Below are 19,834 nucleotides of genomic sequence, written 5' to 3' on the forward strand. Positions count from 1 at the left end.
TAAGAGTCCTTCAGGTGGTGGGTGCAAGGCATTCGAACAGGGCTTCCAGGGTGTTGAAGCGTTCTTCTGCGCGCTCCATCGGTATCTGGATCTTGAAGACGGTGGCGCCTTCGAATTTGTAGCGTTTGGGCTGGGTCTGGATCAGTTTGATCAGCGTCAATGGGTCGACGCAGGTTTCGGCGGCAAATTCGATACGACCGCCCTGTGGCCCTGCGTCGACCTTGGTGATGCCGAGCTTTTCTGCCTGCAGTTTGAGTAGGGTCAGGCGCATCAGATGCTTGGCAGGCTCCGGCAGTAGGCCGAAGCGATCGATCATCTCCACCTGCAGTTCTTTCAGGCCGTCCTCGTCGGTAGCCGAGGCGATGCGCTTGTACAGGATCAGCCGTGCATGCACGTCGGGCAGGTAGTCCTCGGGGATCAGCGCGGGGACGCGCAGGTTGATCTCCGGGCCGCCGCCCAGTGGCTGGTCGAGGTTGGGCTGCTCGCCTTTCTGGATGGCCTTGACCGCGCGTTCGAGCATTTCCATGTACAGGGTGAAGCCGACGGCCTGGATCTGCCCGCTCTGGCCGTCGCCGAGCAACTCGCCGGCGCCGCGGATTTCTAGGTCGTGGGTGGCCAGGATGAAGCCGGCGCCGAGATCCTGAGCGCCTGCGATGGCTTCCAGACGCTTCTGTGCGTCTTCGGTCATGTTCTTGCGCGGCGGGGTGAGCAGGTAGGCATAAGCCTGGTGGTGACTGCGGCCAACGCGGCCGCGTAGCTGGTGTAGCTGGGCCAGACCGAACTTGTCGGCACGTTCGATGATGATGGTGTTGGCGCTGGGCACGTCGATGCCGGTTTCGATGATGGTCGAGGCCACCAGCACATTGAAGCGCTTGTGGTAGAAGTCGCTCATCACCTGTTCCAGCTCGCGCTCGCGCATCTGTCCGTGGCCAACGCCGATACGCGCTTCCGGCACCAGTTCGGCCAGATCGGCGGCGCATTTCTCGATGGTCTTAACATCGTTGTGCAAGTAGTACACTTGGCCGCCACGCAGCAGCTCGCGCAGCAGCGCTTCCTTGATGGTCGGCTTGTTCTCCTCCATCACGAAGGTACGCACCGACAGGCGCCGCGCCGGTGGCGTGGCGATGATCGACAGGTCGCGCATGCCAGCCACGGCCATGTTCAGGGTGCGCGGGATCGGCGTAGCGGTGAGGGTGAGGATATCCACCTCGCTGCGCAGCGCCTTGAGCTGCTCTTTCTGGCGCACGCCAAAACGGTGTTCTTCGTCGATGATCACCAGGCCTAGGTTGTGGAATTTTACATCGTCCTGCAGCAGCTTGTGGGTGCCGATGACGATGTCCACCTTGCCTTCGGCGAGCTGTTGCACGGCGCCTTCGACTTCCTTGGCGCTCTTGAAGCGGCTCATCACCTCGACCTTCACCGGCCAGTCGGCGAAGCGGTCGCGGAAGCTGTTGTAGTGCTGTTGGGCGAGCAGGGTGGTGGGCACCAGCACGGCCACCTGCTTGCCGCTGTGCACGGCGATAAAGGCGGCGCGCATGGCCACTTCGGTCTTGCCGAAGCCGACATCGCCGCAGACCAGGCGATCCATCGGCTTGCCAGCCAGCATGTCACTGCGCACGGCGTCGATGGCGGTCTGCTGATCGGGCGTTTCCTCGAAGGGGAAGCCGGCGCTGAAGGTGGCGTAGTCCACTGCTGGGTCTTGGAAGGCGAAGCCTTCGCGGGCAGCGCGGCGGGCGTAGATGTCGAGCAGTTCGGCGGCGACGTCGCGCACCTGTTCGGCGGCCTTGCGCTTGGCCTTCTGCCAGACTTCCGAACCCAGGCGGTGCAGCGGTGCGAGAGCGTCGTCGCTGCCGCTGTAGCGGGCGATCAGGTGCAGGCTGGCCACTGGCACATAGAGCTTGGCCTCGTCGGCGTACTGTAGGGTGAGGAATTCGGCAGCCTGGGCGTCAAACTCCATGGTCACCAGGCCCAGGTAGCGGCCGACGCCATGATCGATATGCACCACCGGCGCGCCCTCGCGCAGCTCGGTGAGGTTCTTGATTACGTTGTCGCCGCCTTCGCGGCCTTTCTCGCGGCGACGACGTTGCATCACGCGCTGGCCAAATAGCGGGTTTTCCGGGATGAGTGCCAGCTCGTCGAGCAGCAGGCCCTCATCCAGCGGCGCGATGCAGATATTAAGGCGTTCCGTGCTGGCGACGAATGCCGACCAGCCGTCGACTTCCTTGGGCTTGAGCTTGAGGCGGGCGAGCAGTTCCAGCAGCACTTCGCGGCGACCGGCCGACTCGGCGCAGAACAGCACGCGGCCCTGATACTCCTCGATGAAGCGGCGCAGGGCAGCCAGCGGCTCGCCGGCCTTGGCCTGGATCGCCAGGTCGGGCAGGGCGCGTGCGTCGAAGCGGGTCTGGCCGACGCCTGGCTCGATGTCGTCCTGATTGACCACCACGCGTGGCCAGTTCTTCAGGCGCGCGAAGCAGTCTTCGACCGGCAGGAAGATGTCGGCTGGCGGCAGCAGCGGACGCTCGGGGTCGACGCGGCGGTCTTCGTAGCGGTTGCGCGCATCCTGCCAGAACTGTTCGGCGGCTTTCTCGATACCCGGCAGGGAGAACACCTGGGTATCGCTCGGCAGGTAGTCGAACAGGGTGCCGGTTTCTTCGAAGAACAGTGGCAGGTAGTACTCGATACCGGCCGGGGTGATGCCGCTGGACAGATCCTGATAGATCGGGCAGCGGCGAAAATCCACGTCGAAGCGCTCGCGGAAACGGCCGCGGAAATCGGTGACGGCTTTCTTTTCCAGTGGAAACTCACGCGCCGGCAGCAGGCGGATCGACTCGACCTTGTCCACCGAGCGCTGGGTTTCCGGGTCGAAGGTGCGCAGGGTCTCGATTTCGTCGTCGAACAGGTCGATGCGGTAGGGCGTCTCGCTGCCCATGGGGAACAGGTCGATCAGCGCGCCGCGTACGGCGAACTCGCCGTGCTCGTAGACCGTATCGACGCAGCGGTAGCCGCCCGCTTCGAGGCGGGCGCGCATTTCCTCGACATCGAGTTTCTGTCCAACGTCCAATACCAGGCCGCTACCGAGCAGAAAACGCTTTGGAGCCAGGCGATGTAGGGCTGTGGTGATAGGCACTACCAGAATGCCGCTGGCCAGCTCCGGCAAACGGTAGAGCGTGGCGATGCGCTGGGAAATAATGTCCTGGTGCGGTGAGAACACGTCGTAAGGCAGCGTTTCCCAGTCGGGGAAATGCAGCACCGGCAGGTCGGGAGCGAAGAAGGCCAGCTCCTCCTGCAGGCGCTCGGCGCTCTGACTGCCCTCGGTCAGTACCAGGGTGAAGCGTTTGGCGCCGCTGGCGGCTGCGGCGATGGCCAGCGAGATCGCTGCACCGGGCAGGTTGCCCCATTGCTGCTTGCCGGCGCTGGATGGCAGGGCGGGGAGTCTGAGTACGGACGCGGTCGTTGCGGACACTGGCGGCTCACGATCATGACGAAAGGCTCGGAATTGTAGCGGGGCTTGGTGGTCAATGTCAGTCGCGACAGGCGCGCATTGCTCATGCAGGCGCTCGCCGTCATAATGTAGCCCCTTTTTTCAGCCCCTACATGTAGAAGGTACTGCCCGTGACTCAGAAGCCCGACCAGTGTCTCGGTGAATGGATCGATCGTGAAGCCCTCGCGGAAGCCATGATTCCGCTGATTGGCCAGCTCTACCGCAACAACAATGTGGTGACCTCGATTTATGGCCGTGGCCTGATCAATCGTTCGGTCATCGACATTCTCAAGGCCCACCGTTTCGCCCGCCATCGCTTGGCCGAAGAGGCTGAGCTGTCCGTGCACGATACCTTCCCCATGCTCAAAACCATGAGCGAGCTGAAGCTCGGTGCTGCCTCTGTTGATCTGGGCAAGCTGGTTGCCAAGTTCAAGGCCGAGGGTGCTGGTCGCAGCGTTGAGCAGTTCGTCAAGGACGAGCTGGCCGATGTGGTTGGTAAGCAGAACGGCTCGGCGCGTGAAGGTACTGACGTGGTGCTGTACGGTTTCGGCCGTATTGGCCGTCTGCTGGCACGTATCCTGATCGAGAAGACCGGTGGTGGTGATGGCCTGCGTCTGCGTGCCATTGTCGTGCGTAAGGGCGCGAGCAATGATCTGGTCAAGCGTGCCAGCCTGCTGCGTCGTGATTCGGTGCATGGCAAGTTCAATGGCACCATCACCATCGATGAAGAAAATAGCACCCTGACTGCCAACGGCAATCTGATTCAGGTGATTTACGCCAAGGATCCGAAAGAAGTCGATTACACCCAGTACGGCATCAAGAATGCACTGCTGGTGGATAACACCGGTGTATGGCGTGATGCCGAGGGTCTGGGGCAGCACCTGCAGTGTCCGGGCGTTGATCGCGTAGTGCTGACCGCGCCGGGCAAGGGCGCGCTGAAGAACATTGTGCACGGCATCAACCACAGCGAAATCACCGCTGAGGACAAGATCATTTCGGCTGCTTCCTGCACCACCAACGCCATCGTGCCGGTGCTCAAGGCCGTTAATGATCAGTACGGTATCGTCAACGGTCACGTCGAGACTGTTCACTCGTACACCAACGACCAGAACTTGATCGACAACTTCCATAAAGGCAGTCGTCGTGGTCGTAGCGCCGCGCTGAACATGGTCATCACCGAGACCGGTGCGGCCACCGCAGCCGCCAAGGCGCTGCCGGTGCTGAAAGGCAAGCTGACCGGCAATGCCATTCGCGTACCGACGCCGAACGTGTCCATGGCCATCCTCAACCTGAACCTGGAGAAGGCTACCAGCCGCGAAGAGATCAACGAGTATCTGCGTCAGATGGCCATGCACTCGGATCTGCAGAAGCAGATCGACTTCGTCAGCTCGCAGGAAGTGGTGTCGACCGACTTCGTTGGTTCGCGTCATGCCGGTGTGGTCGATGCCGAAGCCACCATCGCCAACGATAACCGCGTCGTGCTGTACGTCTGGTACGACAATGAGTTCGGTTATAGCTGCCAGGTGGTGCGTGTGATGGAAGATATGGCCGGGGTCAACCCGCCAGCCTTTCCCCGCTGATCAGCGGCAAGCATGAACAACGGGAGCTCAGGCTCCCGTTTTGTTTTTCTGGCAAGTCTGGGTGAGGGCAGACTGTTGCCGACTGTTACCGAAGCGCCAAAAAAACAAGTGCTTGGGTGGTCAGTGTGGGGGGGCATCTCTATAATTGAGCGGTTTTTTACCCAGGTTATGCACCTTCATTCATGCCCGCAATACGCTGGCGTGGGTAGCCCTATTAGGGTTTCGAGTGCAACCCCTGTCCTATAAGAAGCTTTCTAAATCAGTGGTTAGGCAGACCTATGATCAAACTAAAGCATGGGCTTGATTTGCCCATAACAGGTGCGCCGACACAGCGTATCGAGGCCGCCAGGCCCGTACGCAGCGTCGCCGTCATCGGCTTCGACTATCACGGGATGAAGCCGACGATGGAGGTGGAGGTGGGCGATCGAGTGAAGCTCGGTCAACTGCTGTTCACCGACAAGAAAACACCTGGCGTGCGTTATACCGCTCCGGCTGCCGGCGTGATCAGCGCCATCCATCGCGGCGAGAAGCGTGTGCTGCAGTCCGTGGTCATCGACGTCGATGGCGACGAACAAGAGACTTTCGCTCAGTATGCGGCTGACCAGATCGAGTCGCTGAGCGATGCCCAGGTTCGCGAGAACCTGCAGCAGTCCGGCTTGTGGACTGCCTTGCGCAGCCGCCCGTTCAGCAAGGTGCCGGCCATTGATGCCGTGCCCAGCTCGATCTTCGTCACTGCTATCGACACGCACCCGCTGGCCGCAGATCCGGCAGTGGTCATCGGCGAGCATGCCACTGATTTCGAAAACGGCCTGAAAGTCCTCGGGCAACTGGCCAAGGTTTTCCTGTGCAAGGCCGAAGGCCTCAGTCTGCCAGGCGAGAAACTCGCCAAAGTACACAGCGAAGCCTTTGCGGGCCCGCATCCGGCCGGCCTGCCGGGCACTCACATTCACTTCCTCGATCCGGTCAGCGCCAGCAAGAGCGTTTGGCAGATCGGTTATCAGGACGTGATCGCCGTGGGCAAGCTGTTCACCACCGGTCAATTGTTCGTCGAGCGCGTCGTCGCGCTGGGTGGCCCCGTCGCCGAGCAACCGCGTCTGTTGCGCACGCGTCTGGGCGCCAGTCTGGAGGCACTTACCGCCGGTGAGCTCAAACCGGGTGTCAATCGCGTCATTTCCGGTTCAGTGTTCGGCGGTCGTACCGCTCGTGGTGCATTCGCTTTCCTCGGCCGTTACCACAATCAGGTGTCTTGCCTGAGCGAAGGCAACGACCGCGAAATGATGCATTACCTGCGTGCCGGGGTGAACAAGCACTCGGTGCTGAACATCTTTGTGTCCAAGCTGACTAGCGGCAAGCTGTTCAACTTCACCACCACCACCAACGGCAGCCCGCGCGCCATGGTGCCGGTCGGCAACTACGAAGCGGTAATGCCGCTGGATATCCTGCCGACTCAACTGCTGCGCTACCTGATCGTCGGTGACACCGAGATGGCGCAGAAACTGGGCTGCCTGGAACTCGACGAAGAAGACCTGGCGCTGTGCACCTACGTCTGTGCTGGCAAGTATGAATACGGCCCGATCCTGCGGGATAACCTCGCCCGTATCGAGAAGGAGGGTTAATCCGTGGGTATCCGTGCATTCCTCGACAAGATCGAGCACAACTTCGAAAAGGGCGGCAAGTACGAGAAGTGGTACGCCCTCTACGAAGCCATCGACACCTTCTTCTACCGTCCTGGCAGTGTGACCAAGACCACCGCTCACGTGCGTGATGGCATCGACCTCAAGCGCATGATGATCACCGTGTGGCTGTGCACCTTTCCGGCCATGTTCTTCGGTATGTGGAACACCGGCTACCAGGCCAACCTGATCTTCGCCCAGAGCCCTGATCTGCTGGCGGCGCAGGAAGGCTGGCGCTTCGCCCTGATCGGCTCGCTGGCCGGTTTCGACCCAAATAACCTGTGGGACAACTTTATCCAGGGTGCGGCCTACTTCCTGCCCGTCTACGCGGTGACCTTCATCGTCGGCGGCTTCTGGGAAGTGCTGTTCGCCTCGATCCGTCGTCACGAAGTCAACGAAGGCTTCTTCGTCACCTCCGTGCTGTTCGCCCTGATCCTGCCGCCGAGCATTCCGCTGTGGCAGGTGGCTCTGGGTATCAGCTTCGGCGTGGTGATTGGCAAGGAAGTGTTTGGCGGTACTGGCAAGAACTTCCTCAACCCAGCATTGACCGGCCGTGCCTTCCTGTTCTTCGCCTACCCGGCGCAGATGTCCGGTGACGCGGTGTGGACTGCCGTTGATGGTTTCGCTGGCGCGACTTCGCTGAGCCTGGCGGCATCTGGCGGCGTCGAGAACGTGATCAACCATGGCGTGACCTGGATGGATGCCTTCGTCGGTACGATTCACGGCTCCATCGGTGAAACCAGCACCCTGGCCATCGCCATCGGCGGCCTGATCCTGCTGCTGACTCGTATTGCTTCTTGGCGCATCGTCGCTGGCGTGATGTTGGGCATGATTGGTCTGAGCCTGCTGTTCAACAGCATCGGTTCGAACACCAACCCGATGTTCGCCATGCCCTGGTACTGGCATCTGGTAGTGGGCGGTTTCGCTTTCGGCATGTTCTTCATGGCCACCGATCCGGTATCGGCTTCCATGACCAACACCGGCAAGTGGATCTTCGGTGCCCTGATCGGCGTGATGGTGGTGCTGATCCGTGTGGTCAACCCGGCCTTCCCCGAGGGCATGATGCTGGCGATTCTGCTCGCCAACCTGTTCGCACCGCTGATCGACCACTTCGTCGTTCAGGCCAATATCAAGCGGAGGCTGGCACGTAATGTCTAGTCAAAAAGAATCCACCGTCCGCACCCTCACGGTAGCCCTGCTGGTCTGCCTGGTGTGCTCGGTGTTTGTGGCCGGCGCGGCCATCGCCCTGAAACCGACGCAGGTGGAAAACCGCTTGCTGGACAAGCAGCGCAGCATTCTGGCCATCGCCGGCCTGGGTGAGCCGGGCATGTCTTCGGCCAAGGTGAAAGAGGTATTCGGCAGCACCATCACCGCCAAACTGGTCGACTTGCAAACCGGCAAGTTCTCCGATGCGTTCGACCCGATGACCTTCGATCCGCTCAAGGCAGCCAAGGATCCGAAACTCTCTACTGCACTCAAGGGCAGTGAAGACGTGGCGGGTATCAAGCGCCAGGAGCGTTACAGCACCGTTTACCTGGTGGAAAAGGATGGTCAGGTGCAAACCCTGATCCTGCCGGTGCGTGGCTACGGGCTGTGGTCGACCCTGTACGGCTTTATCGCCGTCAAGGGCGACCTCAATACCGTGGTCGGCATGGGCTTCTACCAGCACGGCGAGACGCCGGGCCTTGGTGGTGAAGTCGACAATCCGAAGTGGAAGGGCCAGTGGCCGGGCAAGACGCTGTTCGACGAGAACGGCAAGCTGGCGGTGAAAGTGGTCAAAGGCGGTGTCGATCCGCAGAGTCCGCAAGCCGCACATCAGGTCGATGCCCTGGCTGGCGCGACCCTGACCAGCAACGGTGTCAGTCACCTGCTGCAGTTCTGGCTTGGCCAGAACGGCTTCGGTCCGTTTATCGCTAACCTGCGTGCAGGGGAGGCCTGATCATGTCGCAGCCGACTATTAAAGAAGTCCTGCTTAATCCGATCTTCAACAACAACCCCATCGGCCTGCAGATCCTCGGGATTTGCTCGGCCCTGGCGGTCACCTCGAACCTGAAGACCGCGCTGGTGATGTCCGTTGCCCTGACGCTGGTAACGGCCTTCTCCAACCTGTTCATCTCGATGATCCGCAGCCAGATCCCCAGCTCGATCCGCATGATCGTGCAAATGGTGATCATCGCCTCGCTGGTGATCGTGGTGGATCAGGTGCTCAAGGCCTACGCCTTCAGCCTGTCCAAACAGTTGTCGGTGTTCGTCGGTCTGATCATCACCAACTGCATCGTGATGGGGCGTGCCGAAGCTTTCGCCATGCAGAACCCGCCCGTGCTGTCGTTCTTCGACGGTATCGGTAACGGCCTGGGTTACAGCGCCATGTTGATTGTTCTGGGCGTGGTGCGCGAGCTGTTCGGCGCTGGCAAACTGATGGGCTACGAGATCATTCCGGTGGTCAACGACGGCGGCTGGTACCAGCCCAATGGCATGCTGCTGCTGCCACCGTCCGCGTTCTTCCTGATCGGTCTGTTCATCTGGGCGTTGCGTAGCTGGAAGAAAGAGCAGGTCGAGAAACCGAGCTACAAGATGGCGCCTCAAGTGTCCAACAAGGAGGCCTACTAATGGAGCACTATCTCAGCCTGCTGGCCAAGGCGGTGTTCGTCGAGAACATGGCTCTGGCCTTCTTCCTCGGCATGTGCACCTTCATCGCTATCTCCAAGAAGGTGGAGACCGCGATCGGTCTGGGTATCGCCGTGGTCGTGGTTCAGGTCATCACCGTTCCGGCCAACAACCTGATCTACACCTATCTGCTCAAGGACGGCGCGCTGGCCTGGGCCGGTCTACCTAACGTAGACCTGAGCTTCCTTGGTCTGCTCAGCTATATCGGCGTGATCGCCGCCATCGTGCAGATTCTGGAAATGCTGTTGGATAAATACGTGCCGGCGCTCTACAACGCTCTGGGCGTGTTCCTGCCGCTGATCACCGTGAACTGCGCCATCATGGGCGGCACCCTGTTCATGGTCGAGCGTGACTACAACCTGGCGGAAAGTACCGTGTACGGCTTTGGCTCGGGTCTGTCCTGGGCGCTGGCTATCGCTGCGCTGGCGGGTATCCGCGAGAAGCTCAAGTACAGCGACGTACCGGCTGGCCTGCAGGGGTTGGGCATCACCTTCATCACCATCGGTCTGATGTCGCTGGGCTTCATGTCCTTCTCCGGCGTGCAGCTGTAAGGAAAGGATGAACAGATGAATTACGAAATCTTCCTCGCGATCGGCATGTTTACCGCCATCGTCCTGGCGCTGGTGGTGATGATTCTCGCCGCACGCGCCAAGCTGGTTTCCAGCGGCGATGTGAGCATCGAGATCAACGGCGAGAAAACCATCGTGGTACCGGCCGGCGGCAAGCTGCTGCAAACCCTGGCCGCCAACAACGTCTTCCTGTCTTCGGCCTGTGGCGGCGGCGGTACCTGCGCTCAGTGCAAGTGCATCGTGGAAAGCGGCGGCGGCGAGATGCTGTCTACCGAAGAGTCGCACTTCACCAAGCGCGAAGCCCGTGAGGGCTGGCGCCTGTCCTGCCAGACCGCAGTTAAACAGGACATGAAGATCGAAGTCCCCGAAGAAGTCTTCGGCGTGAAAAAGTGGGAGTGCACGGTCGAGTCCAACCCGAACGTCGCCACCTTCATCAAGGAACTGACGCTGAAACTGCCGGAAGGCGAGAACGTCAACTTCCGCGCCGGTGGCTACGTGCAGCTCGAATGCCCGCCGCACACTGTGCACTACAAGGACTTCGACATTCAGCCCGAATACCGTGGCGACTGGGACAAGTTCAACCAGTGGAAGTACGTGTCCAAGGTCGAAGAGACCGTGATTCGTGCCTACTCGATGGCGAACTACCCGGAAGAGCAGGGCATCGTCAAATTCAACATCCGTATCGCCTCGCCGCCACCGGGCAAGGATCATCTGCCACCAGGCAAGATGTCGTCCTTCGTCTTCAGCCTCAAGCCCGGCGACAAGGTCACCGTGTACGGGCCGTTCGGTGAGTTCTTTGCCAAGGATACCGACGCCGAGATGGTCTTCATCGGTGGTGGTGCCGGCATGGCGCCGATGCGTTCGCATATCTTCGATCAGCTCAAGCGCCTGAAGTCCACGCGAAAGATCAGTTTCTGGTACGGCGCGCGCTCCATGCGCGAGGCCTTCTACAACGAAGAGTACGATCAACTGGCGGCGGAAAATCCGAACTTCCAGTGGCACCTGGCACTGTCCGATCCCCAGCCGGAAGACAACTGGACGGGACTGACCGGCTTCATCCACAACGTGCTGTACGAGAACTACCTCAAGACCCACAAGGCGCCTGAGGATTGCGAGTTCTACATGTGCGGCCCGCCCATGATGAACGCCGCGGTGATCAAGATGCTGACCGACTTGGGTGTCGAGCCGGAGAACATTCTCCTCGACGACTTCGGCGGTTAAGCATGAAGCTTGCTGTACTTCAGCCCGTTATCGCTGTCGCCCTGGCGGCAGCCCTAACGGGCTGCTTGCATTCTGAGCGGATCGAAGAGTTCGGCGGCCCGACCATGGGCAGCACCTATTCGGTCAAATACGTGCGCAGCGAGGGTGTCGCGCCACAAACCGAAATAAAGGCCGCGACCGAGGCGATCCTTGCCGAGATCGACCAGCAGATGTCCACCTACCGCGACGATTCGCTGATCGAGCGCTTCAACAAAGCCCCAGCAGGCACCTGCCAGGCTATGCCTGAGGGTGTGCTGGATCTGGTGCGTGCCGGCAACCGGCTGCATGAGGAAAGCCAGGGCGCGTTCGACCTGACCCTGGAGCCGCTGCTCGATCTCTGGGGCTTCGGCCCGCGCGGTGTGGGCGAGGCAGTGCCGAGCGACGAGAAACTGGCCGAGGTGCGCCAGCGTGTCGGCCAGCAGCATCTGCGCATCGACGGCGAGCAGCTATGCAAGGACGCTGACGTACAGGTCGATTTCAATAGCATTGCCGCCGGTTATGCGGTGGATCGTATCGTTGCGCGTCTGGGCGAGCTGGGCGTCACCAGTTACCTGGTCGAAGCCACAGGTGAGCTCAAGGCTGCGGGCCTCAAACCTGATGGCAGCCACTGGCGTATTGGCCTGGAAGCGCCGCGTGACGACGAGCGTGTCGCCCAGCGGATTCTGCAACTCGATGGCTACGGTATTTCCACTTCAGGTGATTACCGCAACTATTTCGAGGAGAATGGCGAGCGTTATTCGCACACGCTCGATGCGTTGACCGGGCGCCCGGTTCGCCACAAGCTGGCAGCCGTCACCGTGGCCGATAAGTCGACCTCGCGCGCCGATGGCTTGTCTACTCTGTTGATGGTGCTCGGGCCCGAGGCCGGTATGGCCTTCGCCGAGCGCAACGGTATCGCCGCGTTCTTCATCACGCGTGACGGCAAGGGCTTCGTCACGCAGGGTACGCACGCATTCGAGCAGCTATTCGCTGCAGGAGAAGAGCAATGACATTCGTGGTGGTATTTCTGGTCATGGTGCTGGTCGTCGGCATGATGGCCATTGGTGTGATCATGGGGCGCAAACCCATCGCCGGTTCCTGCGGTGGCATCGCCAACCTGGGCATCGAAAAGGAATGCTCGATCTGTGGCGGTAGCCGCGAGAAGTGCGAAGAGGTGAACCGCGACAAGGACGAAGCGCCGCGTACCGACCTCGCATACGACGCCAGCAAGCGCTGAGTGCAAACGAAGCATTGAACGATAGCCGACCCGCCAACCTGGGTCGGCCCTGCCGAGGGTGCGCCACAAGCGCTCCGGCCTGATCTGAGGAGTAAACATGGCGGTCTACAACTATGACGTAGTGGTGCTGGGCTCGGGCCCGGCGGGCGAGGGCGCGGCGATGAACGCGGCCAAGGCCGGGCGCAAGGTGGCGGTCGTCGACAACCGCCCGCTGGTCGGCGGCAACTGCACCCACCTCGGCACCATCCCGTCCAAGGCGCTGCGCCACTCGGTGCGGCAGATCATGCAGTTCAACACCAACCCGATGTTCCGCCAGATCGGTGAGCCGCGCTGGTTCTCCTTCCCCGACGTGCTGAAAAGCGCCGAGAAGGTGATCGCCAAGCAAGTCACCTCGCGCACCGGCTACTACGCGCGCAACCGCATCGACACCTACTTCGGTACCGCCAGCTTCGCCGACGAGCAGACCGTCGAAGTGGTCTGCCTCAATGGTGTGGTGGAAAAACTGGTGGCCAAGCAGGTCGTCATCGCCACCGGCTCGCGCCCTTACCGCCCCGCCGATATCGATTTCAACCACCCGCGTATCTACGATAGCGACACTATCCTCAGCCTCGGCCACACGCCGCGCCGTCTGATCATCTACGGAGCCGGTGTGATCGGCTGCGAGTACGCCTCGATCTTCAGCGGTCTGGGTGTGCTGGTCGACCTGATCGACAACCGAGACCAGTTGCTTAGTTTCCTCGACGACGAAATTTCCGATGCGCTCAGCTATCACCTGCGCAACAACAATGTGCTGATTCGTCACAACGAGGACTACGAGCGCATCGAAGGGGTGGAGAACGGGGTGATCCTGCACCTCAAGTCCGGCAAGAAGATCAAGGCCGACGCGCTGCTGTGGTGCAACGGTCGTACCGGCAACACCGACAAGCTGGGCTTGGAGAACATCGGCATCGGCGTCAACAGCCGTGGCCAGATCCAGGTGGATGAGTATTACCGCACCGAGGTCAGCAACATCTACGCCGCTGGCGACGTGATCGGCTGGCCAAGCCTGGCCAGTGCCGCCTCCGACCAGGGCCGTTCTGCGGCCGGCAGCATCGTCGACAACGGTAGCTGGCGCTTCGTCGATGACGTACCGACCGGCATCTACACCATTCCCGAGATCAGCTCCATCGGCAAGACCGAGCGTGAGCTGACCCAGGCCAAGGTGCCCTACGAAGTGGGCAAGGCCTTCTTCAAGGGCATGGCCCGTGCGCAGATCTCGGTGGAGCCGGTCGGCATGCTGAAGATTCTCTTCCACCGTGAGACCCTGGAAGTGCTTGGCGTGCACTGCTTTGGCTATCAGGCTTCGGAGATCGTCCACATCGGCCAGGCGATCATGAACCAGAAGGGCGAGGCCAACACGGTCAAGTACTTCATCAACACCACCTTCAACTACCCGACCATGGCCGAAGCCTACCGGGTAGCAGCGTTCGACGGCCTCAACCGGCTTTTTTGAGCGGCACCGGCCGGCGGCCTGAGCCGGTCGGGGAGGTAGGCTGGGAGCAGGCTTGCGACTGGCGCTGGCCGAATCGGGAGAGCTTCTAGCGTCTCAGGCGGCAGCAAACGACAAAACCGGCTTTAGGCCGGTTTTGTCGTTATGGGCGCTGTATTCGTAGCCCGGATGCAATCCGGGGGGCTCGGGGCAGGCATCCCCGGATTGCGTCCGGCTACGCGGCTGCACCGCTCCGCATCGCGGATAAATCCGCTCCTACCTCAGTCCGTAGGGTGCGCTGCGCGCACCAAGGCTATCGAGCTGGAGCTCGCTAGTGTGGGGTGCTGGTGTGCATGGCGCACCCTACGAGGTTCAGCCGCGCAGCGTCTGCACCGCCGGGCGGTGCATCAGGCCCGGCTGGTTGCGTTCGATTACTCGACCATGCAGGCCGCAACCTGCTCAGCTATCAAGGCCTGCGCGGCTTGAGGGGAGAGTCGTGCGCTATCGACGGTGAACGGTGCGTTCTGCCAGGCTTCATATTCATGCTGGCTGACTGATTGCCTGGTCGGTGGTACCAGGCCAGGCACGTCGCTGATCCTCGACTCCACTGGCTGCCGGTGAAGACTTTCATCGGAGCAGATGGCTAGCACGTTCAGTAGCCGGCAGTTGGCTCTGGCTGCTGTTGCAGCCCAGGCTGCACGACTTTCCTGAACCGGGTTGACGCAGTCAGCGACAACCAGGCGACCATTGTTCAAGTTATCCAACGCGATGGCATTGGCGACCGCGTAGGCACTGCTGCCGATCTCACTGCCCATGGCCTGGCTGTTGCGCAATGACTGCTCGATGCTGTCAATACGCAGGTAAACAGCCTCCAGGCTGACCGCCAGCGCTCTGGCTAGGGTGGTTTTGCCGGTACCTGGAAGGCCGCTGAACACGATGAGCATGACTGGCCTCAACCGCGCAGCGTCTGCACCGCCAGGCCGGGGAAGTCGGTGATGATGCTGTCGACGCCGAAGTCGGCGAGGCGGCGCATCAGGGCGGGCTCGTTGACCGTCCACACCGACACGTGCAGCCCTTGCTTCTGTGCCTTGAGTAAACGCTCGGGCGTGCACAGCGTCCAGTTCAGTGCCAGCAAGTGACACTGGTAATGGGTGGCAACCTTGAGCGGATCGAGCCAGGCGTATTCGGCCACCAGCCCCAATTGCAGGTGCGGCGCCAGCTCGCGCGCGGCCTTGAGCACTTCCCGCGAGCTGGAGGTGATGGTCACGCGTTCGTTCAAACCGTGCTTGGCAGTCAACTCGGCGATGGCCAGTACGGTACGTGCCGCACGAACCCGCGAGGCGCTTTTGACCTCCAGTTGCCAGTGCTCGAACGGGCACTGCTCGAATAACGCTTCCAGGCGCGGAATCGGGCAGGGGTGCATCCAGCCGGGGCCTCCCTTGCGCGCGTCGTATTGCACCAGATCGGCGGCATTGTGTTCGACCACCTTGCCGCGTTGGCCGGTGGTGCGTTTCAGGGTCGGGTCGTGGATGACCATGAGCTCGCCATCGCGAGACAGGTGCAGATCCAGTTCGCAGCGATTGACGCCGTGTTCCAGGCAGCGCTGGAAGCTGGTCAGGGTATTTTCCGGTGCTTCGCCCTTGGCGCCGCGATGGCCGTAGATAAGGGTCACTGTTGCTCCTTGGCGGGTTGGCCTGGCTGGTGATGACGCACGCTGTCGAGCACGTGGTCGTATTCGAAATAGACGCTGAAGTCGCGGTAGTCCCAGCGGGTGATTGGCGGCTTGCCGATGGGGGCATGTTCTTCGTCGGCCAGGCCGAAGCGTTCGAGCACCGCACGTTTCGACTCGCCCTTGTGCGGCAGACTGGCAACATCGATGTCGGCGCCCTGGCTACCGACGGGGATGGTCAGGGTGTCGGCGAGCAAGGCGCCGGGAGCAAGCAGGGCGAGCAGAAGGGCAAGACGCTGCATGGCGCTTCCTTGTGTGGCGGTCATTCACGGGCCTGGCGCCGTTCCAGCGCCTGTTTCTGCAGGATGTGCCGGGCCAGCAACTGGCGCTGGGCATCGGTCAGCGCTTCGAACTCGGTGCCGATTTCGTACTGCCCGTCCGCGCGTTGGCTGCAATGCACCACCTCTGCGCGCAGTAACAGGCCGAGGGCCTGTGGCATCAGCACCATCTTGATCGCCAGGTGGCTGCCAGGCGTTACCGGTTGCAGGTTGTTGAAACTGATGCCGCCCTCGGACAGGGACACCCGCCGTGGCGTACCGATGTCGCGCAGCAGGCTCTGCGCCATGGCCTGGCCGAGCAGGTCAATGCGCTTGTTGATCACCTTCAGGTAGTTGGCCAGTGTACGGTCGCGCTCGCTGATATGACGCAGCAGGTGCTGTGACTCGAAGTCCATCAGGTGCAGGTCGCTGAGCAGGTTGAACAGCGGTGAGGCGTCGTGAAGTACGTCGCTGGAATGCGCCGCGGCACCTGACAGCAGGTTGAATTCCAGTGCGATCGTATCGTCGATACGGTAGTATTCGCGGCGATCATCTACATCGTTTGTCGACATGGCGAACCCATGGCAGCGGTGGTGGTCAGAGAACTCGTTGACGATCCGGCCAGGGCCTGGTTCGCATAGGTTCTGAGTGTAAGGCCGCTGCTCAGGCCCCGCCACAAGGACGTTCCTCTTTCCCCCGAATCCTCCCCGACATGTTCAAACCTCTGTTCGTTTTCATCGGTACGCGCTACACACGGGCCAAGCGCCGCAACCACTTCGTATCCTTCATCTCGCTGACCTCCATGCTCGGCCTCACCCTGGGGGTGACGGTGATGATTTTGGTGCTGTCGGTGATGAATGGCTTCGACCATGAGATGCGTACCCGTGTGTTGGGCATGATCCCGCACGCTACGGTAGAGTCGCCGACCCCGGTGAGCGATTGGCCGGCGCTGGAGCGTCAGGTCAAGCAGCATCCGGGTGTGGTGGCAGTCGCGCCGTTCACCCAGATGCAGGGCCTGCTGACCCACGATGGCAAGGTACAGAAGGCGCTGATCAACGCCATCGACCCCGAGCAGGAGCACAAGGTGTCGATCATCGACAACTTCATGCGCGAAGGTGATCTGGCGAGTCTGGCGCCTGGCGAGTTCGCCATGATCATCGGCGACAAAGCGGCCGCCAAGCTGGGCGTCAAGGTCGGTGACAAGGTCACCTTCGTCGCCCCCGAGGTCACCGTGACCCCGGCCGGCATGTTCCCGCGTCTGAAGCGCTTCACCATCACCGGAATTTTCCATGTCGGTGCCGGCGAGATCGACGGCGGCCTGGCTCTGGCCAATATCACCGACCTGGCGCGTTTGCAGCGCTGGAAGCCAGATCAGGTGCAGGGCCTGCGTCTGAAGTTCGACGACCTGTTCCAGGCCCCGCGTGCCGCCTGGGAAATTGCCCAGCGTCTGGATGGCGACTTCTACGCCCGTGACTGGACGCGCACCCATGGCAACCTGTACCAGGCCATCCGCATGGAAAAGACCATGATCGGTCTGCTGCTGCTGCTGATCGTCGCAGTGGCCGCGTTCAACATCATCTCCACGCTGGTGATGGTGGTGAACGACAAGAAGGGCGATATCGCCATCCTGCGTACCCTGGGCGCTACGCCGCGGCAGATCATGGCCATCTTTATGGTGCAGGGCACGGTGATCGGTGTGGTCGGCACCCTGATCGGCGCCGTGCTGGGCATTCTTGCCGCGCTTAATGTCAGTGCGCTGATCGCCGGTATCGAGCATTTGTTGGGGATCAAATTCCTCAATGCCGATGTGTACTTCATCGACTACCTGCCGTCGCAGTTGCAGGCCGCCGACGTGATCATGGTCTGCAGCGCCGCCCTGTTCCTGAGCTTCTTTGCCACCCTGTATCCCGCCTGGCGCGCGTCGCGTACCCAGCCTGCCGAGGCCCTGCGTTATGAGTGAATCCATGACCCCGAACGCCATGAAACAGCACAATGCCGTGCTCAGTTGCCGCAACCTGAGCAAGCGTTACGACGAAGGCCCCGAGTCGGTAGTGGTGCTCGACGGCCTGGAGCTTGAACTCTTCCCCGGCGAGCGCGTGGCTATCGTCGGCAGCTCCGGCTCGGGCAAGAGTACGCTGCTGAACATGCTCGGTGGCTTGGATACGCCTAGCGATGGCAGTGTGTGGCTGGCTGGCGAGCAACTCTCGGCGCTCAGCGAAACCGCCCGTGGTTTGCTGCGTAACCGCGCCTTGGGCTTTGTTTACCAGTTTCACCACCTGCTGGCTGAATTTACCGCGCTGGAAAATGCCTGCATGCCGCTGTTGATCGGCAAGACGCCGATACCTGAAGCGCGCCAGCGTGCCACCGTGCTGCTGGAGCGGGTCGGCCTCGGCCACCGGCTGAATCACAAGCCGGCCGAACTGTCCGGTGGCGAGCGTCAGCGCGTGGCTATCGCCCGTGCGCTGGTCAACCGTCCGGGCCTGGTGCTGCTCGACGAGCCTACCGGCAACCTCGACCAGCACACCGCCGAAGGCATCCAGGAGCTGATGCGTGAACTGAGTCAGGACTCCAATACCGCGTTTCTCGTGGTGACCCACGACATGCAGCTCGCACGGCAGATGGATCGCGTGCTGAGCCTGCAGGACGGCAAGTTGGTGGCCATCTGATGTTCCGTCCGCTGAGTCTGTTCATCGGCACCCGCTATACGCGGGCCAAGCGCCGTAACCACTTCATCTCGTTCATCTCGCTGACTTCGATGATCGGTCTGGCGCTTGGCGTGCTGGCGATGATCGTGGTGTTGTCGGTGATGAATGGCTTCCAGAAGGAAATGAGCTCGCGCATCCTCGGTATGGTGCCGCATGCCATGCTTTACGGCGCCGAGCCGGTGGCCGACTGGCGCGCTCTGGCCGCCAAGGCCATGAGCAATCCAGAGGTGAAGGCGGCTGCGCCTTATGCCGAACTGGAAGGCATGCTCTCGCATCGCGGCACGATGCAGCCGATCCAGATTCACGGCATCGATCCGGCCGAAGAGGCCAAGGTATCGATCCTGCCCAATCACATACGGCAGGGCAGCCTGAACAATCTGCAGCCCGGCGAGTTCGGCGTGGTCATCGGCGATATCACCGCGCGTCGCTTCGGCCTGCAGGTGGGTGACAAGCTGACCCTGATCATCCCCGAGCTGAGCAACGCGCCGGGCGGCGTCACGCCGCGCATGCAGCGCCTGAACGTGGCGGCGATCTTCAAGGTCGGCGCCGAGCTGGACAGCTCGCTGGCGCTGATCAACGTCGCCGATGCCGCTACGTTGCAGCGCCTGCCGGACGGCACGGTGCCGGGCATTCGCCTGGCGTTGAAAGATTTGTACCAGGCGCCGCAAGTGTCCAAGGCGCTGGTCGCCGAGCTGGGTAGCGGCTACCGCGCCGATGACTGGACGCACACCCAGGGCAGCCTGTTCAGTGCGATGAAGATGGAAAAGACCATGATTGGTCTGCTGCTGTTGCTGATCGTCGCGGTGGCGGCGTTCAACATTATCGCCACGCTGATCATGGTGGTGTCCGACAAGGGCGGTGACATCGCCATCCTGCGCACGCTGGGCGCCACGCCCCGGCAGATCATGGCGATCTTCATGGTGCAGGGATCGGTGATCGGGGTGGTCGGCACTCTGATCGGTGGCGTACTCGGCGTGCTTGCGGCGCTCAATGTCAGCGCACTGGTGGCCTGGCTGGAGTCCTTCGCCGGTGAGCGCGTGCTGAGCTCCGACGTCTACTTCATCAACAGCCTGCCGTCGGATCTGCAATGGCTGGATGTTGCGCTGATCTGCTCAGCGGCCTTGATCCTCAGCTTCCTGGCCACGCTCTATCCTTCCTGGCGTGCCGCCCAGGTACAGCCCGCCGAGGCGCTGCGCTACGAATAAGCAGCGGTAAGCTGCTAGCTACAA

At 61.5% G+C, this 19,834-nt stretch carries 18 protein-coding genes; 13 read left to right on the forward strand and 5 right to left on the reverse strand.

All coding sequences use genetic code 11. From position 1 onward, the window contains the following. Positions 1-10 precede the first annotated feature (10 nt). Positions 11-3,463, reverse strand: a complete 3,453-nt coding sequence (gene mfd / locus AERO9A_RS13950; RefSeq protein WP_159972560.1) for a transcription-repair coupling factor — start codon at positions 3,461-3,463, stop codon at positions 11-13. Positions 3,464-3,612: 149 nt separating this feature from the next. Here mfd and AERO9A_RS13955 point away from each other — a divergent pair, with 149 nt between their 5' ends. From AERO9A_RS13955 to sthA, 10 genes are all read left to right on the forward strand, one after another. Continuing rightward, the gene (locus AERO9A_RS13955) at positions 3,613-5,061 is read left to right on the forward strand and encodes a glyceraldehyde-3-phosphate dehydrogenase (RefSeq protein WP_159972561.1); all 1,449 of its coding nucleotides are present in this window, start codon (positions 3,613-3,615) and stop codon (positions 5,059-5,061) included. Between the two features lie 278 nt (positions 5,062-5,339). After that, positions 5,340-6,677 (forward strand): Na(+)-translocating NADH-quinone reductase subunit A, encoded by a 1,338-nt coding sequence (locus AERO9A_RS13960; protein WP_159972562.1) that lies wholly within the window; start codon positions 5,340-5,342, stop codon positions 6,675-6,677. 3 nt (positions 6,678-6,680) lie between these two features. Next, positions 6,681-7,892, forward strand: coding sequence for an NADH:ubiquinone reductase (Na(+)-transporting) subunit B (locus AERO9A_RS13965; protein WP_159972563.1), 1,212 nt, complete (start codon positions 6,681-6,683; stop codon positions 7,890-7,892). Next, positions 7,885-8,673 carry a Na(+)-translocating NADH-quinone reductase subunit C gene (locus AERO9A_RS13970; protein ID WP_159972564.1) on the forward strand — a complete coding sequence of 263 codons (789 nt, stop codon included), beginning with the start codon at positions 7,885-7,887 and terminating at the stop codon, positions 8,671-8,673. The genes AERO9A_RS13965 and AERO9A_RS13970 overlap by 8 nt, the downstream gene beginning before the upstream one ends. Further along, complete coding sequence (locus AERO9A_RS13975) at positions 8,670-9,344, forward strand: NADH:ubiquinone reductase (Na(+)-transporting) subunit D (RefSeq protein WP_178111176.1); 675 nt, start codon at positions 8,670-8,672, stop codon at positions 9,342-9,344. The genes AERO9A_RS13970 and AERO9A_RS13975 overlap by 4 nt, the downstream gene beginning before the upstream one ends. Further along, positions 9,344-9,952, forward strand: a complete 609-nt coding sequence (gene nqrE, locus AERO9A_RS13980) for an NADH:ubiquinone reductase (Na(+)-transporting) subunit E (RefSeq protein ID WP_159972566.1) — start codon at positions 9,344-9,346, stop codon at positions 9,950-9,952. The genes AERO9A_RS13975 and nqrE overlap by 1 nt, the downstream gene beginning before the upstream one ends. Positions 9,953-9,967: 15 nt before the next feature. Next, positions 9,968-11,191 (forward strand): NADH:ubiquinone reductase (Na(+)-transporting) subunit F, encoded by a 1,224-nt coding sequence (gene nqrF / locus AERO9A_RS13985; protein ID WP_159972567.1) that lies wholly within the window; start codon positions 9,968-9,970, stop codon positions 11,189-11,191. A 2-nt stretch (positions 11,192-11,193) separates the two neighbouring features. Next, positions 11,194-12,219: an FAD:protein FMN transferase gene (locus AERO9A_RS13990; RefSeq protein ID WP_159972568.1), complete on the forward strand. Its 1,026-nt coding sequence runs from the start codon at positions 11,194-11,196 to the stop codon at positions 12,217-12,219. After that, positions 12,216-12,446, forward strand: a complete 231-nt coding sequence (gene nqrM, locus AERO9A_RS13995; protein WP_159972569.1) for a (Na+)-NQR maturation NqrM — start codon at positions 12,216-12,218, stop codon at positions 12,444-12,446. The genes AERO9A_RS13990 and nqrM overlap by 4 nt, the downstream gene beginning before the upstream one ends. Before the next feature lie 97 nt (positions 12,447-12,543). Further along, entirely contained in the window at positions 12,544-13,938 is a 1,395-nt protein-coding gene (gene sthA, locus AERO9A_RS14000) for a Si-specific NAD(P)(+) transhydrogenase (RefSeq protein ID WP_159972570.1), read from the forward strand. A 407-nt stretch (positions 13,939-14,345) separates the two neighbouring features. Here the strand turns inward: sthA and AERO9A_RS14005 are convergent, their stop codons facing one another. The 4 genes from AERO9A_RS14005 to AERO9A_RS14020 are packed head-to-tail and all read right to left on the reverse strand — an operon-like array spanning position 14,346 to position 16,472. Then, the gene (locus AERO9A_RS14005) at positions 14,346-14,858 is read right to left on the reverse strand and encodes an AAA family ATPase (RefSeq protein WP_159972571.1); all 513 of its coding nucleotides are present in this window, start codon (positions 14,856-14,858) and stop codon (positions 14,346-14,348) included. 8 nt (positions 14,859-14,866) lie between these two features. Then, positions 14,867-15,586: a glycerophosphodiester phosphodiesterase gene (locus AERO9A_RS14010; protein WP_159972572.1), complete on the reverse strand. Its 720-nt coding sequence runs from the start codon at positions 15,584-15,586 to the stop codon at positions 14,867-14,869. Next, on the reverse strand, positions 15,583-15,885 hold the full coding sequence (locus tag AERO9A_RS14015) for a phosphodiesterase (RefSeq protein WP_159972573.1): 303 nt from the start codon (positions 15,883-15,885) through the stop codon (positions 15,583-15,585). Before AERO9A_RS14015 ends, AERO9A_RS14010 begins: the two co-directional genes overlap by 4 nt. A 20-nt stretch (positions 15,886-15,905) precedes the next feature. After that, on the reverse strand, positions 15,906-16,472 hold the full coding sequence (locus AERO9A_RS14020) for a PilZ domain-containing protein (RefSeq protein WP_159972574.1): 567 nt from the start codon (positions 16,470-16,472) through the stop codon (positions 15,906-15,908). Positions 16,473-16,612: 140 nt separating this feature from the next. Between AERO9A_RS14020 and AERO9A_RS14025 the strand changes: the two genes are divergently transcribed. From AERO9A_RS14025 to AERO9A_RS14035, 3 genes are read left to right on the forward strand one after another with little or no spacing between them, the layout of a single operon-like run. Continuing rightward, a complete protein-coding gene (locus tag AERO9A_RS14025) occupies positions 16,613-17,860 on the forward strand; it encodes a lipoprotein-releasing ABC transporter permease subunit (RefSeq protein WP_159972575.1) in 1,248 nt (415 codons plus the stop codon). Positions 17,861-17,879: 19 nt separating this feature from the next. Next, complete coding sequence (gene lolD, locus AERO9A_RS14030; RefSeq protein WP_178111177.1) at positions 17,880-18,566, forward strand: lipoprotein-releasing ABC transporter ATP-binding protein LolD; 687 nt, start codon at positions 17,880-17,882, stop codon at positions 18,564-18,566. Continuing rightward, positions 18,566-19,810, forward strand: a complete 1,245-nt coding sequence (locus AERO9A_RS14035; protein ID WP_159972577.1) for a lipoprotein-releasing ABC transporter permease subunit — start codon at positions 18,566-18,568, stop codon at positions 19,808-19,810. The genes lolD and AERO9A_RS14035 overlap by 1 nt, the downstream gene beginning before the upstream one ends. Positions 19,811-19,834: the final 24 nt, after the last annotated feature.

Origin of the sequence: Pseudomonas sp. 8Z (assembly GCF_902506535.1) — a bacterium.
GTDB lineage: Bacteria > Pseudomonadota > Gammaproteobacteria > Pseudomonadales > Pseudomonadaceae > Aquipseudomonas.

Bases quoted from the DNA above. Each gene is read 5' to 3' on its own strand.
- AERO9A_RS13960 (WP_159972562.1), top strand. From the start codon at position 5,340: ATGATCAAACTAAAGCATGGGCTTGATTTGCCCATAACAGGTGCGCCG.
- AERO9A_RS13970 (WP_159972564.1), top strand. From the start codon at position 7,885: ATGTCTAGTCAAAAAGAATCCACCGTCCGCACCCTCACGGTAGCCCTG.
- nqrE (WP_159972566.1), top strand. From the start codon at position 9,344: ATGGAGCACTATCTCAGCCTGCTGGCCAAGGCGGTGTTCGTCGAGAAC.
- nqrF (WP_159972567.1), top strand. From the start codon at position 9,968: ATGAATTACGAAATCTTCCTCGCGATCGGCATGTTTACCGCCATCGTC.
- AERO9A_RS13990 (WP_159972568.1), top strand. From the start codon at position 11,194: ATGAAGCTTGCTGTACTTCAGCCCGTTATCGCTGTCGCCCTGGCGGCA.
- nqrM (WP_159972569.1), top strand. From the start codon at position 12,216: ATGACATTCGTGGTGGTATTTCTGGTCATGGTGCTGGTCGTCGGCATG.
- sthA (WP_159972570.1), top strand. From the start codon at position 12,544: ATGGCGGTCTACAACTATGACGTAGTGGTGCTGGGCTCGGGCCCGGCG.
- AERO9A_RS14005 (WP_159972571.1), bottom strand. From the start codon at position 14,858: ATGCTCATCGTGTTCAGCGGCCTTCCAGGTACCGGCAAAACCACCCTA.
- AERO9A_RS14015 (WP_159972573.1), bottom strand. From the start codon at position 15,885: ATGCAGCGTCTTGCCCTTCTGCTCGCCCTGCTTGCTCCCGGCGCCTTG.
- AERO9A_RS14020 (WP_159972574.1), bottom strand. From the start codon at position 16,472: ATGTCGACAAACGATGTAGATGATCGCCGCGAATACTACCGTATCGAC.
- AERO9A_RS14025 (WP_159972575.1), top strand. From the start codon at position 16,613: ATGTTCAAACCTCTGTTCGTTTTCATCGGTACGCGCTACACACGGGCC.
- lolD (WP_178111177.1), top strand. From the start codon at position 17,880: ATGAAACAGCACAATGCCGTGCTCAGTTGCCGCAACCTGAGCAAGCGT.
- AERO9A_RS14035 (WP_159972577.1), top strand. From the start codon at position 18,566: ATGTTCCGTCCGCTGAGTCTGTTCATCGGCACCCGCTATACGCGGGCC.